Source organism: Paenibacillus sp. FSL W8-0194 (assembly GCF_037969745.1).
GTDB lineage: Bacteria > Bacillota > Bacilli > Paenibacillales > Paenibacillaceae > Paenibacillus_AQ > Paenibacillus_AQ cookii.
Map to the genome: position 1 here is coordinate 5,647,513 of NZ_CP150205.1, position 14,557 is coordinate 5,662,069.

Sequence of the window (14,557 nt, forward strand, 5' to 3'; positions counted from 1 at the left end):
TCTATAAAAATAGATATAATAATACCCATGGATATATTATTAACGATCAAAGCATTGTCAAACGAAACCCGGTTTAACATTTTGGAATGGCTAAAGCATCCGGAGGAGCATTTTGGACCCCAGGAGCATATGCCGGCATCCTGCGATTTCAAGGGCGGCATTTGCGTCGGTTCCATTTCCGCGAAAACGGGGCTGGCCCAATCGGTGGTTTCGGGTTATCTCGTCAAATTGCAGAAGGCAGGCTTGCTGGAATCCCGCCGGGCGGGACAGTGGACTTATTACAGACGTAATGAGGAGGGAATCAGCCGCTTTATCGAACAACTCAAGAAAGAGCTTTAGGCTTAAGAGCTTTCGTTTTCATGGTCTGCCATAAGCATAAAGCTCCTTCTTTTGATCATATATATCTATTTTTATAGAAATACAGAAAAATAAAATCTAGATTTTGGGAGGATCCATACATGAGCAACTCGCAGCAAAACATCCGCTCAACCGCATCCTTGTTTAAGCCCTATACTTTGGGCAGCCTGACGATTCCGACGCGGGTCGTGATGGCGCCGATGACCCGCAGCTTTTCGCCGAACGGCGTGCCCGGCCCGGATGTGGCGGCCTATTACCGCCGCCGCGCCGAAAACGGCGTCGGCCTCATCATTACCGAAGGCACGCTGATCGACCATCCGGCAGCCACCGACGATCCGAACGTGCCGAACTTCCATGGCGAAGCGGCGCTGAACGGTTGGGCTGAGGTCGTCAGACAGGTCCATGAAGCCGGCGGCAAAATCATGCCGCAAATCTGGCACATCGGCATGACGCGCCCCGTTGGCGCCCAGCCGAATCCCGAGGCGCTGCCGATCGGTCCATCCGGACTCGACCTGAACGGTAACCCCGTGACCGAGCCGATGACGGTGGCGGAAATCAAGCGCGTCATCCAGGCTTATGCCGATGCGGCAGCAAACGCGAAACGGATCGGATTTGACGGCGTGGAGATCCACGGCGCCCACGGGTACCTGATCGACCAGTTCCTGTGGGAAAGAACCAATCGGCGTACCGACGAATACGGCGGCGACATGATGAAGCGCGCCCGCTTTGCCATCGAAGTCGTGGCAGCCGTCCGCGCGGCGGTAGGACCGGACTTCCCGGTCGCCCTTCGCCTCTCCCAATGGAAGACGACCCATTACGACGCGAAGCTGGCGGATACGCCGGAAAAATTGGAGCAGCTGCTGACGGCATTGGCCGAAGCCGGCGTCGATATTTTCCACTGCTCCACCCGCCGCTTCTGGGAGCCGGAATTTGAAGGCTCCGACCTCAACTTCGCCGGATGGGCCAAAAAGCTGACCGGCAAAACGGTCATCACCGTCGGTTCCGTCGGCCTGGACGAAGCGTTCACGAGCCTATTCACCGAAGGCAAAGGCGCAGGCCAAAAGGACATCGACGAGCTGCTGAACCGCTTGGAAAAACAGGAATTCGACCTGGTGGCCGTCGGACGGGCGCTGCTGGCCGATCCCGAATGGGCTGCCAAAGTCCGCGAAGGCCGTTTCGGCGACCTGAAGCCGTTTTCGCCGGAAGCCCTGAAAACCCTGGTGTAAGGCAGCCCGCTCCCCCTCTGTGGCGATCGCCTTTACACCTTCCATATAGATTAAAGAACCGGAAAGAGCTTGTGCTCCTTCCGGTTCTTCTGCTTTATGGCCATCAATTTTGCCGCGTTTCATGAAGCTTCTTCTTACATCGGCTTGCCATCGGCATCCGAGCCGCTGACATGGACCGCTTTCAGCTGATGTCCGCGTTTCTGCCGGAGCCGTTCCGGCATCGTGATCAGCGCCGGAACGAGCATCGGCAGCAGAATAAAGCAGAGCACGACCAGCCCCACGATGACCGCGGTAGCCAGCTCAATGAGCAGCACCAGGCCGGATGGAATAAGGGTCGCAAACGTTCCGCCCAAAATCACCATCGCCGAAATGATGACGCCGCCGACGCTTTTCGCCGCTTTGACGATCGCTTCGCCAGGGTTCATGTCGCCATGCTCCCGGTACCGTTCCATCAGGAAGATGCTGTAGTCGACCCCTACCGCCACGATCACGATAAAGGAGAAAAACGGTACGAACGAGGACACCCCGTCGGCTTTGATGATATACGTCGTCACCAGATTGGAGGCGCTCATCGCGACATAATAGGAAGCGATCAGCGACAGCACGATAAATACCGACGGCCAGAAGGAACGGATGACGAACAACAATACGATAAACACGCTCACGATGACGATCACGGCCGTGCTGTTGAAGGAATTCAACTGTTCCTTGTTCATGTCGTACGTGGTTGAGCTTGGTCCGGCCGCCCCGTAGCTGGCGTTGTCCAGGACGGTTCCCTTCAGGCTGCCGGCGACCGTGTCGTTGATCTTTTCGATCGTGGCCAGCGCCGCCGGAGAATACGGGTCATCGTCCAAAATGACGAGCAGCTTCGTGATTTTCCGGTCCTTGGACATAAAGCTGTCCTCGGCCTTTTTGAAGTCCTCGCTTTCCAGCGCTTCACGCGGGATAAAGAACGTCTTCGAACCGCTGAGCTGCGTCAGGAAATCGCCGGTTTTGCCCAATCCTTCGGAAATGTCCCCGAGTCCGCTGCCGCTCTTGTCGATGCCCTCCTTCAACTGCGACATGCCGCCGGTAAGACCGGAAAGCCCGTCGATCAGCTGTTTCTGGCCGCTTTGCACTTCTCCGAGCGCAAGGTTCAGCTTTTTCATGTTCGCCTCGATCTCCCGGGAACCGCTGCTGCCCTGCTCAAGGCCTTTTTGCAGCTCCGCCGCGCCCTTTTGCAAAGCCGCAAGTCCGGCGGACATCTGCTTCTGGGCCGCCTGGATTTGGCCGAGTCCTCCCGCGGCCTCGCCAAGGGAACCGTTCAGCTTCGCAAAATTGGATTCCAGCTGCTGCAAGCCCCCGTTCAGCTGGGCCAAAGAGGACGCCAGCGTCGCGCCGGTCGCTTTCAATTTCGCGTAATCCGGATCTTCCGCCAGCTCGCCGTGTTTGGCGCCCAGTCCTTCAATCAAAGCGTTCATGCCCGCCAAACCTTGCTCGATTTGCGGAATTTGCCCGCCGAGCTGCTTATAACCTGCCTCCAGCGCCGCGTAACCCTTCGAAATTTCCGACAGGCCCGCGCTGATTTTGCCCGTGTTTGCGCTGACGGCATCCAATCCGCCTTTTAATCCGGCGATTCCTTTCTTCAGCTCGCCCGCGCCGCCGGCGCCTTTGCCGATGCCCGCGGCAACCTGGCCCAGGGCGTCCGTGATTTGGTCATAACCGTCTTTTACCTGTCCCGTGCCGTCCACCAGCTGGTTGGCGCTCGACGTATCCGGCGCCGCCAGTTTGCCCGCGATCTGATCCAGCCCGCTTTTGATTTGATCCACGCCTTTTTTGGAAGCCGAAATGCCGTCCGTGACCGTTTCCGACTGGCTGCTGATATAAAATTCGTCGATCGGCTTCGACTGCGGCTGCGTCACGCTGGCCACCGTTTTTACCCCGTCGATCGCTTTCAGCTTGTCGGTCAGCTTGTCGATGACGCCCAATGCTTCATTGTTGTCCATCGCCTTGTCGTCTTCGATGACGACGCTCGTCGGCAGCGCCTGCCCCCGGCTGAAATGCTCGGCTACAAGGCTGAAGCCTTTGGTGGACGGATAACCGTCTCCCAGTTCCTTAAGCTGGTCGAAGGAAAGTTTTTGCGCGCTCGTCAGCAGCGCCGGAATCATCAAAATGACGATGATCACTGTCACGACCACCGGATACTTGACCGAGACGGACGTAAGCTTCGCCCAAAATTTGCTTTCTTTGTGCCCCGCATCCTTTTTCGAGGGCCAAAAGAGCTTCGGACCAAACACCTTCAGCATAAACGGCGTCAGCGTCAGGATTTGCAGCACGAGCACGACGGTGCCGATCGCAACCACATTGGCGGACTTGTAAATGCCGAAGCTTGAGAAACTCAATCCCGCAAAGGCGATAAACACGGTGGCGATGCTGTAAATAATCGTTTTGCCTGCCGTTTTGTACGACGCGACGATCGCCTCGTCCACGGTCCGCCCATGCGACAACTCCTCTTTGAAACGGTTGAACAGCAAAATGTTGTAGTCCGTGCCGATCCCGAACAGGATAAGCACGAGCAGCATTTGCGTCACGCTGGTGACGGGGAAGTCCAGCTTGTCGATGATCTGCGCCGCGATCCCCATCGAAACCAAGTAGGTGATGCCGACCGTCAACAGGGACACGAACGGCGTGAGAACCGAACGGAACATGACGATCAGCACGACCAGAATAAAGATGACCGTAAGCGCCGCGCTTTTTTCCACCCCTGCGGTCGTCGCTTTGATATAGTCGTTTTGGATAAAATCCTCGCCGCTGAAGTAGTACTGCACGTTCACATCCTTCAGCGCGTCCTTGAACTGCTGGTCGATTTCTTCGATGTTGCGCCCCATTTTATCCAGGCTGAAGCTCACCATCAGCGTCGTGTTGTCCCCGGAGACGAGGGACGACTTCGCATCCGGCGTCGTAAACGGATCGATCAATTGGCTGAAGCCGAGCTCGGATTGATGTTCGATCATGTTGCGGATCCCCGCCTCGATCTCCTTCATGTCCTGATCCGTCAGTTTGTTTTCCCTATGAAATACGATGATGTCGCTGGTGCCGGTAGTGCCCGTCATTTTGTTGAGCAGCTTGCCTGCAACCTTCGACGGGCTGTCTTCCGTAAGCGGGTCCTGCCCCCGCTCATGCAAAATGGCGTTCACGTCCGGCTGAAACACGGTCAGCAGCACGGTAGCCACAAGCCAAAGCGCCAGAATCGCCCAGCGCCATTTGATGATTTGCCGCATCCTTTTGTTTTTCCTCCTCGGCTGAATTGTTAGTAAACAGGTGTTCATTTTTCAAACAAAAAAAATAGGGCTTCCTATGCATCTTACAAAAATAAGAAAAAAATTATTCATCCGCAAAGAAATCCGGGCCCCGATTTAGTCGGGAAGCCCGCACATCATGCCTGTATGATACAGACGAATAAACTCGTTGACGAGCCGCTTGACCGTCTCCCCATCCTCATGCTCCCGCAAAATCAGGCAGACGCCTTCGACGATGGTTCCCGCCAGCATCCGCGCGCTTTGGCGCTGCTCGGCCGTCAGCTTCGCCGCGTGTTCGCGGCCGGAAGCAAACGCATCCTCCAAAATCGTGGCGACAAGCTGCACCATATCCGCTTTGACGCCGCTGTACTTCGATCCCGTGCTGCGGTTCATCAGGATGGTCAATTCCGCGCTGTACGCATCAAACAGCCCGATGACCGTATCCTCGATCATGCCGAAATACTTCATTTCGCCGTTGCCGTCGATGTAGGAGCGGTCGAGCTCGTTTTTCAGACTCAGAAGATAGTCCAGCAGTTTCTCGTATACCGGCTTGACGAGCGCTTCGAACAGTTCCTCTTTGTTTTTGAAGTAGCGGTAAATGTTGCCCGTCGTGATGCCCGCCGCCGCCGAAATCCGGCGCATGGAGGCATCCGCGTAATCATGGGATTTGAATTCGGCCAAGGCAGCCCGCAATATGTTTTGACGAACGTCTTCCTTTAGCGTTTGCATAAATAAACACCTGTTTACTATTATTTTGATAAAATTATTATATAGCGCCGGCATGCCGGTTGGCAAATCGCGGTCAACATGGGTCAGTGTCAAGCTAGCGTGGGCAGTCATTTAAGATGCCTGGAACGCGAACCCCGAAGGAACCTCTTCCTTGTAAGCGCTTTGCTTCGTTCTTTCATCAAACACAAGTGATTTGTCAGAATTTTTTGCCGTTATCCGCGAAGTGCTTTGAGTGCCATACCCGTTGTGCTGCTTTGCTTCGGTCCTTGCAGCATGCGAATCATTCCAGCGATACAACCCTTGACCGGTTGCGTCACGTTCTTGAGCAATTGCCGCATGTTTATCGACTGCTGCGGCGTTGCCTGCTTACTCGCTTGTCCTTCAACCGTTCTTACCACCGTGCCCGCTTCTTGAATCCTCATCATCGTCCTCAGCATCGCCCTGACGCCTCGCTCACTCCAACTGTACCCGCCACGCTTCGTCCGCTTGGCGAATATACGCATCTGCGATTCCGCGCTTCCCATCGGGCGCATGCCGCTTGTGTCGATCCCCTTCGCCTGGAGTGTTTTTCGGTAGTCGTCCAAATGCTTCTCATGCCGCTTTAGAAATCTTTTATACGGCTTCCAATCCTTCCGGTTCTCTTCCGCTATCTCTTGCTCCGACACGCCTTCCAGGACCGCCATAAGCGCGGCTGCATCCTGTTTGGCCAAAGACCGTCTCACGGTCTCCCACACCTGCGGCAAATGACCAACAAAGCGTTTCAAATCACGCGCCACATGAAAGCGGTCCAGCATGTACAGACATTGGTGAAAGTAGGATGTACATTCCCCGATCCACGCCGCGCCGTCTCCGTTCACCACAAGCCACGTGTTCTCGTCGATTTCGTAACGCTCCACCAGAAAGTCCCCGAACCCTTCCCAGAAGTCGCCGCCGCTCGTATGCAGGTAATGCTGTTTGTTCTTCAGCTGTACCCGCTTGCCGTTCTTCTCCCAGCCTTCGTGTACGACTGCAATTGCGTTCTCCATCCCGCGCTTTTTGCTCCGCTGCAGCTTCGTGTACAGCCCATCCACTTCCACGAACAGCACGCGGGCAGCGCGCCGTTTCACCGCTGGCATCGGCTGTTGCGCACGCTCCATCAGTTTTTCCCTGATCGCTTGGTGGCTCAGCACATTGTAGCCCAAAAGCTGCTCCAGCCGCTTTGCGCTGTCCCGGTACGACGGTCCTTGGCTTGCGAATGCGATTGCTGTCTCTTCCAAATGCGGACTGACTTTCCCGCGCCCTTCGAATTGCAACAGCTGATCCAGCAGATACACGTGTTTGCCGCTTCTACGGTCACAGTACAATCTCCGCTTAAAGCGCACATTCCCGAACACTGTGTTGACGCTTGTTTCACGCTCGTCCTTTACTCGATAACGCTCTCGGTCCCGTTGCTCCAGGATCTGCTGATCCAGCGCCTCCAGCACCTGCTTCATCGCACGAGCGAATTCCTCCTGCATTTTCCGGAAAATCCATTGCTCAATCTCTTTCATCGTCGGCATTATTGTGGTAAAGTGGCTCACAGGAGCTTCCTCCTTCTTGGTGTGTTGTGCGTCAAACATCACTTTACCAAGGGAGAAGCTCTTTTTCTATATCCGCTTTTTCCAATTCCTACACCCACAGAGATTTTACACTATCTCAACATGGACATACGAAGGAGGGTTAAGCCCGGCAGCTACCGGGTTCAACCCTCTGTCCGGGAAGGGATGTTGCTTGAGGATGCGCGTGGGGAAATGACGGGGATGCGTTGGGAGGATGTAAAGACTTGCTTTCTTTTATCAGATTACCAAGAACAAGTTTCAAAAAAAACTAACCAAAGTTAGATTTTTCCATAAAAATTCGTTTTTCCGGGTCATAATTATGGATGGGTATGGCATGAAAAACGTCGTTTTCTGTTGATTTTTGATCCTTACCCGTTGTTGTAGCCGTCCCAATCGAAATCATCGACCTTCACGAACCTTCCCGTTGCCGGATCCCTTTCATAGGCGCATTGCGGCGCGTCATCGATGAACTCGAGGATCGAATCGTCCATATTCAGCACGACGCCGATGGAAACGACCTGCAAATGGTCGGCATGTTCCCAATAGTCTTCTTCTTCATACCCGCTCGATGCGGTCCATCCGGTGTCGCCGTCCCGATTGGGAAAGTCCCTCAGCAAAAAGTTGAATTCTTTCCTCGCAAGCACATCGCGGCTTACCACGATCCTGTTGTCGAAATAGTAATCCCACCGCTGCTCCTCGGGGTCCTTATATTCGGTGTCGCACACATGCTCGCCGCGAAAATGAACGGTTTCGCCCCGGACCGGCTGCTCCATGCTTACCGGCTCGTTCACCAGCGTGCCTGCAAAACGGTCTCCGTCCCTTTCCGTAATTTCGACCCACATCCGTTCGCAAACGTAGTCCTCTTCCGCGTCGGACATAAAAAGAAGTCTGACCCGATCGCCTTCCCCGAGCTTTTCGATGACTGAAGGCGACGGGACGTAAAACGTATACGGCGCTTTTTTATGGCGCTCCAGCGCGCTGTCGAGATACCAAGCCATTGTTTAGAGTCCCCGCCTTTTTGCAGTATTTTGAATCCAATCTTTTCATCACTATAAAACCTGTACTCCGGAGATTCAATAGCCAATAAAAAAAGCCCCGCCAAAACGGGGCATCGCCTTCGCAGCCGATAATCTTTCTTCAAATATGTTCGACATCGATGTGATATCTTCGTTTCAGATACTGGTGAATCCGCTTGAAGTCTTCCGGCGTCAGCTCCTTCAGCCGTTTCCGGTCTGCTTCGTACCCGAGGATGATTCCGATCGTCTGGGCCGCCAGCGCGTTGTTGGCCATGATCCGCGACGAACCGTATGCTTTGATGTCGGCTCCGATGTTTTTTCCGACGACGAGCACGTTGTCGTATTCCTTCAGCTCGAAAGAGCGGAGCGGAATCCCGTAGGCATCCGGCACGCCGAAGCCGATTCCGTGCGGGATGTGCACCGTTCCCTGCAGGTCGACCGGATAAGCGCCGATGCTGACGTTATCCCAAAACATCCTGCCGCCCATCACGTCCTCGTATTTGAGCACGTATTCCGTTTCGAACCGGTTGAAATCCCGGATATACAGGTAGCTTGGAAATCCGTTCAATTCGGCCTGTTCAAACCCGGGGAGACGGGAACGCAAATATTCCAGGATACGCGGCGCCTCCGCCTCTCCCTTTCGCATCGCCTCTTTGACGGAGGCATCGCTGGACGGATCGACGTTATACATGATTAAGGCGTTAATGATGACCTTCCCGTCCCCCTGGTTCGCCATGTTGAGGCCGCGCAGCCGGACGAGCTTTTCGGCGGGAACGTATTGGGCCATGACGTTGCTGAACCCTACCGCGAAGTTCCAGTCTACGTAGGTATTGGGGCCAAAAACCTTCCGGACGTTGGACAGCGGGTAATGCTTCAGCACCTCTTTGCTGAGTTTTTTCCAGTCGACGTTTTTAAAGTTCAGCATATAAGTAGCGCCCATATAGTCGGGCTTATGGCTTTTTTCGATCGTCTCCATGCCCGGAATCCGCCGTTTATGCTTAAGCCGGCCCGTCAGGGCATTAAAATCGGTGTTCTCCACCCAATAGCCGGCCTCCACCTTATAAGTCTTCCGATCCTGGTCCTTATAGGTGAGCGATTTCATCCGATGGCCTTTGCCTGCGGCATCTTCCTCCACGCCGCTGATGGTAATGCCGCTTTTAAGCGTTATATCTTGAATCAGCTTATCGTAATAAGCCTGGAATTCGTGCAAGTCGCGGATTTTGCCCTTGTTGTACCCGTCAAACAGTGCCTTGAGCTCGCCTTGTACCAGGCTTTTGCGCTCCTTGTTCATAGGCTCGTCGAGAAAGAGCATTTGCCCTTGGATCAACTCTCCTCCGGGTTGCTCCCGGGGATCGAGGATCAGGACGCTCCGTCCGAGATTTTGGGCTTCCTTGGCGAGGAGTACCCCTTGAATTTCGCTCCCGATGACGACGATGTCATAACGGCTGCAGCCTTCCCCGCAGGATTCCGGCTGGCTGATCCGCGTCAATCCGCGCGGAAGAAAAAAGGTCATGATGAGCAGGGATACCATGCCCAGGAGCATAAGCTTCCACGTTTTTTTTGACCGACGCACAGGCAATAATCAGCTCGCTTCTTGATAAGATGAAAATGAACTTTAAACATCATAATGCACAAAATTCCGTTTTCCTATTTATTACTTTTTTTCAAATCGCCTCCGTTCCCAATATACAATATTTAACACTCCGCTTACAATCCAAAGGATGAATATTAAGAAATATATGCTAAAATATTGATTTATCTTCCATTTGGCCCATCAAAAAAAGCCATCCTGTTAACAGGACGGCTTTAAACCGTAAAAAGTTACCCGATTGTAAAAATATTGAAAAATTATAGTTTTAAGCTCCTGTCCCCTCTACCTCCGTCACAACCATCTTTCCGCCCCTTTCACTGTCAGATCCGATCTCACCATTCTTTCATGTTCCATCATCCCGGACAACACCTGCGTATCCTTGAGCAGGTTGCCCGTCAATATGCACAGCGCCGTCTCCTCTTTGTCGATGACCTTCTCCGCCATAAGCTTGCGCAGCCCCGCCAGGGAAGCGGCCGACGCTGGCTCGCAGCCGATCCCGCTCCGGTCGATGGCTTGCTTCGAAGCCAAAATCTCCTCATCCGTCACGCTGCAGGTGACGCCCCGGCAAAATTCCAATACGCGGCGCGCAGCCTTCCAGCTTGGCGGGTTTCCGATATTCAGCGCGGAAGCGACCGTCTGCGGCTGTGGTTCAGGGCGTAACTCCTCGGCCCCCGCCGCCATCATCTTATGAAAGGGGCTCGCCCCTTCGGCCTGAACCAGCGCGATCCTCGGGCGCTTCGGGATCATCCCGAGCGTCCACAAGTCTTCGATCCCTTTGCCGATCGCGGTGACGTTGCTGAGCGCGCCGCCGGGCACGACGATCCAGTCCGGCAGATCCCAATTCAAATATTGGGCCGCTTCATAGATGATGCTTTTCTGGCCTGCGATCCGGAACGGATTGATCGAATTGCAGACATAAAGCCCCAAATCCTTGGCATGCCGTTCCAAAAAAGCAATGCCGTCATCATACGTGCCGCCAAAACGGATCACCTTCGCCCCATACGCCAACGTTTGCAGCACCTTATTTTGGGAAATGCCGCTTTCCGGCACGAATACGTACGAAGAACCCTCCCCCATGGCGGCATACATGGCCAGCGACGCCGACGTGTTACCGGTCGACGAGCAGGCAAATCGCGTATATCCGAGATGCCGGCCATGGGAAACCGCGACGGTCATTCCGTTGTCTTTAAAAGAACCACTGGGGTTCTCGCTTTGAGCTTTGAAGTACAGCCCGCGAATCCCCAGGCTTTTTCGGATCGTTTCCTGCGCGTACAGGCCGGTATTCCCCTCGTATTTCGTCACGATCCGGTCCTCGGGAAGTTCCGGAAAAATCAGCTCCTTATACCGCCATACGCCGCTTGCGTAGACCGACATCCGTTCCCCTGACCGTTTCCGGAAAATCCCCTTCAGCTTCTCCCCGTCCAGCCCGGTCACGTCGTGCTTGACCTCCAGCCTGCCGCCGCATGGGCATTTGATGATGAATTGCTGCCAATTCCGCGTATGGCCGCAGTGAACGCATTCCAGTTTCATTTGCCGGTTCATCCTCTCCGTTTTGGGCTTTGGCTCCAAGATCCCCTTGCCCCAAGCCCTGCTCAGGATTAGAATAAGCAGAAACATCCTATAAATCTAATATATTATATTTGCTTTTTCATAAAATTTTGTTATGAATCGACCACCCAAGCTGCAGGAAAGGACGGAACCCCGATGAACTTACATGCCCTGAGGTTTTTTAGCAAAGTGGCGGAAACCGGCAGCGTAACGCTTGCCTCCGAAATGCTTAGAGTCAGCCAACCGGCGGTAACGGCACAAATCAAGAGGCTCGAGCAGGAGCTTGGCATCCGGCTGTGGAGTCCCCAAGGCCGCGGCGTGGCCTTGACCGATGCCGGGCGAATGCTGGCCACCGAAGCGCAAAGGCTGTTTGACCTGGAACGGTCGATCGAGGAACGGCTGGAAGGAATCCGAGCGGGCACGGAGGGCAGTTTGCATATTTCGGCGACGTATTTGCCCGCCAACTTTTTGCTGCCGAGGCTTGTTGCGGAGTATAAAAAGCAGCACCCCGCCGTAGAGCTGGAATGGACGACGACCAACTCCGCCCGGGCGCTTGAGCTGCTCCTCCATTACAAGGCAGACGTCGCCATCGTCGGCGGCATTCGCGAGGAACATCCGCTGCTGGACAAGACGGCGCTTCTTGAGGATGACATGTGTTTTGTCGTTCACCCGGGCCATCCCCTGGCCGGCAAGGATGTCCCGCTCGCCGAGATGCTTCGGGAGCCTTTCATTTACCGCGAGGAGGGGAGCTTTTCCCGCGAGCAGCTTCTGGCATTGTGCAGCGTCCGCGGGCTGCCCGCCCCGGCCGTCGGCCTGCGGATGAACGGGCTTCACGAAACCCTGCGCGTCGTGATGGAAGGCTACGGCACCGCCCTGCTCTCCGCCCTCGAAATCGAATCGTATATCACGGCGGGGCGATTGGCCAAAGTCCATGTGCGGGATGCCAAGCTGGGCAACCCCATCTCCGTGTTCACGCGAAAGGAGCCGCTCCCCCCTGCTGCCCGGCGTTTTTATGAGGCGGTCATCCGAAGCTCCAAGGGATAATGCACACCTTGAAAAGCGTAGTACAAATTAGAACAACCCTCGTCAAAAACCGTCAAAAAGGCCCATTTTACGTGTTTGGGTACAAGAGGGGAACTCTGGTTTAAATTAGACTGTAGCCGACAGGATTCACCGAAGAACCAAACCGGGCAGCTCGAACTTTAACAGTCATTTGAGGGAGCTTTCAAAGCATTTTGGCGGGAGTGCGTGCGAGGGGCGGAATAACGAACCATAAAATTGAATGCGCGTAGAATGAGGGAGGGATGTATGGCCTCGTAACGGATTTTGCGGAGGAAGGGGGAAGGCTGGTTCAACGAGATCTTCGGAGTAGAAGCCGCATGGCTCAAGCCAAGCCCCGGATGGAAAAGAACCGAGCCTTGCTGGGAATGCCGATTGTTCAACCTTATAGGCATAAAAAAGAACAGCTTTCCAAGCTGCCCTTTTGAACTTATATCGTAAGATGCCCCAAAATGCGTCTTTTTATTGAAGATGATCCATCATTGCTGTTCCGTCCGCAAGTGCGTCAAAATCAGCCAAGCCGCGCCGACGGCACCCGCCTCATTGCCCAGCTGCGCAGGGCGCACATCCGCGTCCAGCTTCAGTTCTGCCATCGCTTCCAACAACAAAGGCCACCAGAGCTGCTTGGAGTCGATCAGCCCGCCGCCCAGAATGACTGCCTGCGGATTCAATCCTAAGTGAAGATGGTTGACCGCAATGGCCAAATGTTCCGCAAAACGCCTCATGACGTCCATCACCTGAGGGTCCCCTTTAACATAGTCATCCAGCACTTCCATCCCGGACGCGTAGGATTTGCCCGCGGCTTCGCTCGCCAGCCGCACCAGGGCGGTTCCGGACAGATACTGCTCCATGCACCCGCGAACGCCGCAATTGCATGGACGTCCGCCCGGCACCAGAATGGTATGCCCAAACTCGCCTCCGTTCCAGCGGGCCCCCCGATACAGCCGGCCGCCGACCATGTTGGCTCCTCCGACGCCTGTTCCAAGCGTCAGCATGGATACGTCGTCCAAATCTTTTCCCGCTCCGAGCCAGACCTCGCCGGCAAGCGCCGCGTTGACGTCATTGTCCACGAATACCGGCAAGCTGCGGGCATCCTCCAAATAAGCCTTGAGGTTCGTCCCCTGCCAGCCCGGCAAGTTGTCGGTTGCATAGACGACTTCGCCCGACCGTACGTCCACCCGGCCTGCGGTGCCGATTCCGATCCCTTGAACGTCGGCATGTCGCGCGAGCAGCCGATCCAGGAGCGTCAACAGGTTGGCCACAATCCGATCCTTGCCCTCCCTGGCATCGGTTTCGATTTTCCCCTGATCGAAAAGCCGTCCCGTGCGATCCACAACCATGCCTTTGATGGAAGTTCCGCCAATATCGATGCCGATGACCTTCATCCTTTCCCATCCTTTCGCGTTTGATGGCCCGCTAATGCATTCGTCCTCTCCCGGAGCCGCGGATCGCCAGCGCAAACCTCTCCGTGATCAGCTTCGGCCTCGTGATCGCCGACCCGACGACGACCGCATGAGCCCCGAGTTCCAGGCTGTACGCCGCCTGCTCCGGAGTATGGATCCTGCCCTCCGCGATCACCGGAATGCGGATTTGCCGCACGGCCTCCTGCAGCAGCTTGAAATCCGGGTCCTTTTGCCGCGGCGAATAAGGCGTGTATCCGGAGAGCGTCGTTGAAACGCAGCTCACGCCGATCGATTCGGCATAAAGCGCTTCCTTCAGCGTCGAAATATCGGCCATGACTTTTTGTCCACGGCTCTTCATGAAAGTTACCAGTTCCTCCAGCGTTTCCCCGCCCGGTCTCGATCGGCCCGTCGCGTCCAGGGCGATGACGTCCACGCCGACGTCCATCAGCTCGCGCACCTCGCGCAAGGTGGGCGTAATATAAATCTCGCTGTCTTCATAATCCCGTTTAATGATGCCGATGACCGGAAGTTTCGTTGCCTTCTTGATGGCGGCGATATCCTGAACGCTGTTGGCGCGGATACATACCGCCCCGCCCTGGTCGGCGGCCAGCGCCATTTTGGCCATCATGTCGCTCCCGTGAAGCGGCTCATCCTCCAATGCCTGGCAGGAAACGATCAGTCCGCCCCGAATGTTCTCGAAAAAATGATCGCTCATGGCTTCATCTCCTAACGCTCTACTGGCAAGTAAAGCGGAACTTTTTTCCACCTTGTTC

Annotated in this window: 11 protein-coding genes; 3 read left to right on the forward strand and 8 right to left on the reverse strand. The window is 55.0% G+C overall.

Features of this window, described 5'->3' with window-relative positions; translation table 11 throughout:
• Positions 1-27 precede the first annotated feature (27 nt).
• Positions 28-339 carry a helix-turn-helix transcriptional regulator gene (locus MKY58_RS26090; protein WP_160042885.1) on the forward strand — a complete coding sequence of 104 codons (312 nt, stop codon included), beginning with the start codon at positions 28-30 and terminating at the stop codon, positions 337-339.
• A gap of 119 nt (positions 340-458) precedes the next feature.
• The gene (locus MKY58_RS26095; RefSeq protein ID WP_339322658.1) at positions 459-1,583 is read left to right on the forward strand and encodes an NADH:flavin oxidoreductase; all 1,125 of its coding nucleotides are present in this window, start codon (positions 459-461) and stop codon (positions 1,581-1,583) included.
• Positions 1,584-1,717: 134 nt separating this feature from the next.
• Here MKY58_RS26095 and MKY58_RS26100 read toward each other — a convergent pair whose 3' ends face one another.
• From MKY58_RS26100 to thrC, 6 genes are all read right to left on the reverse strand, one after another.
• Entirely contained in the window at positions 1,718-4,843 is a 3,126-nt protein-coding gene (locus tag MKY58_RS26100; protein WP_339322659.1) for an MMPL family transporter, read from the reverse strand.
• A gap of 135 nt (positions 4,844-4,978) precedes the next feature.
• Positions 4,979-5,590, reverse strand: a complete 612-nt coding sequence (locus MKY58_RS26105; RefSeq protein ID WP_339322660.1) for a helix-turn-helix domain-containing protein — start codon at positions 5,588-5,590, stop codon at positions 4,979-4,981.
• Positions 5,591-5,802: 212 nt separating this feature from the next.
• Positions 5,803-7,149: an ISLre2-like element ISTco1 family transposase gene (locus MKY58_RS26110; RefSeq protein WP_339320778.1), complete on the reverse strand. Its 1,347-nt coding sequence runs from the start codon at positions 7,147-7,149 to the stop codon at positions 5,803-5,805.
• A gap of 386 nt (positions 7,150-7,535) precedes the next feature.
• The gene (locus MKY58_RS26115; RefSeq protein ID WP_339322661.1) at positions 7,536-8,165 is read right to left on the reverse strand and encodes a DUF2185 domain-containing protein; all 630 of its coding nucleotides are present in this window, start codon (positions 8,163-8,165) and stop codon (positions 7,536-7,538) included.
• Positions 8,166-8,304: 139 nt separating this feature from the next.
• The gene (locus MKY58_RS26120) at positions 8,305-9,756 is read right to left on the reverse strand and encodes an FAD-dependent oxidoreductase (RefSeq protein ID WP_339322662.1); all 1,452 of its coding nucleotides are present in this window, start codon (positions 9,754-9,756) and stop codon (positions 8,305-8,307) included.
• A gap of 309 nt (positions 9,757-10,065) precedes the next feature.
• On the reverse strand, positions 10,066-11,304 hold the full coding sequence (gene thrC, locus MKY58_RS26125) for a threonine synthase (RefSeq protein WP_339322663.1): 1,239 nt from the start codon (positions 11,302-11,304) through the stop codon (positions 10,066-10,068).
• 174 nt (positions 11,305-11,478) lie between these two features.
• Here thrC and MKY58_RS26130 point away from each other — a divergent pair, with 174 nt between their 5' ends.
• Positions 11,479-12,366, forward strand: coding sequence for a LysR family transcriptional regulator (locus MKY58_RS26130; protein ID WP_339322664.1), 888 nt, complete (start codon positions 11,479-11,481; stop codon positions 12,364-12,366).
• A 494-nt stretch (positions 12,367-12,860) separates the two neighbouring features.
• Here the strand turns inward: MKY58_RS26130 and MKY58_RS26135 are convergent, their stop codons facing one another.
• Positions 12,861-13,766, reverse strand: coding sequence for an ROK family protein (locus MKY58_RS26135; RefSeq protein WP_339322665.1), 906 nt, complete (start codon positions 13,764-13,766; stop codon positions 12,861-12,863).
• 31 nt (positions 13,767-13,797) lie between these two features.
• On the reverse strand, positions 13,798-14,499 hold the full coding sequence (locus tag MKY58_RS26140; protein WP_339322666.1) for an N-acetylmannosamine-6-phosphate 2-epimerase: 702 nt from the start codon (positions 14,497-14,499) through the stop codon (positions 13,798-13,800).
• Positions 14,500-14,557: the final 58 nt, after the last annotated feature.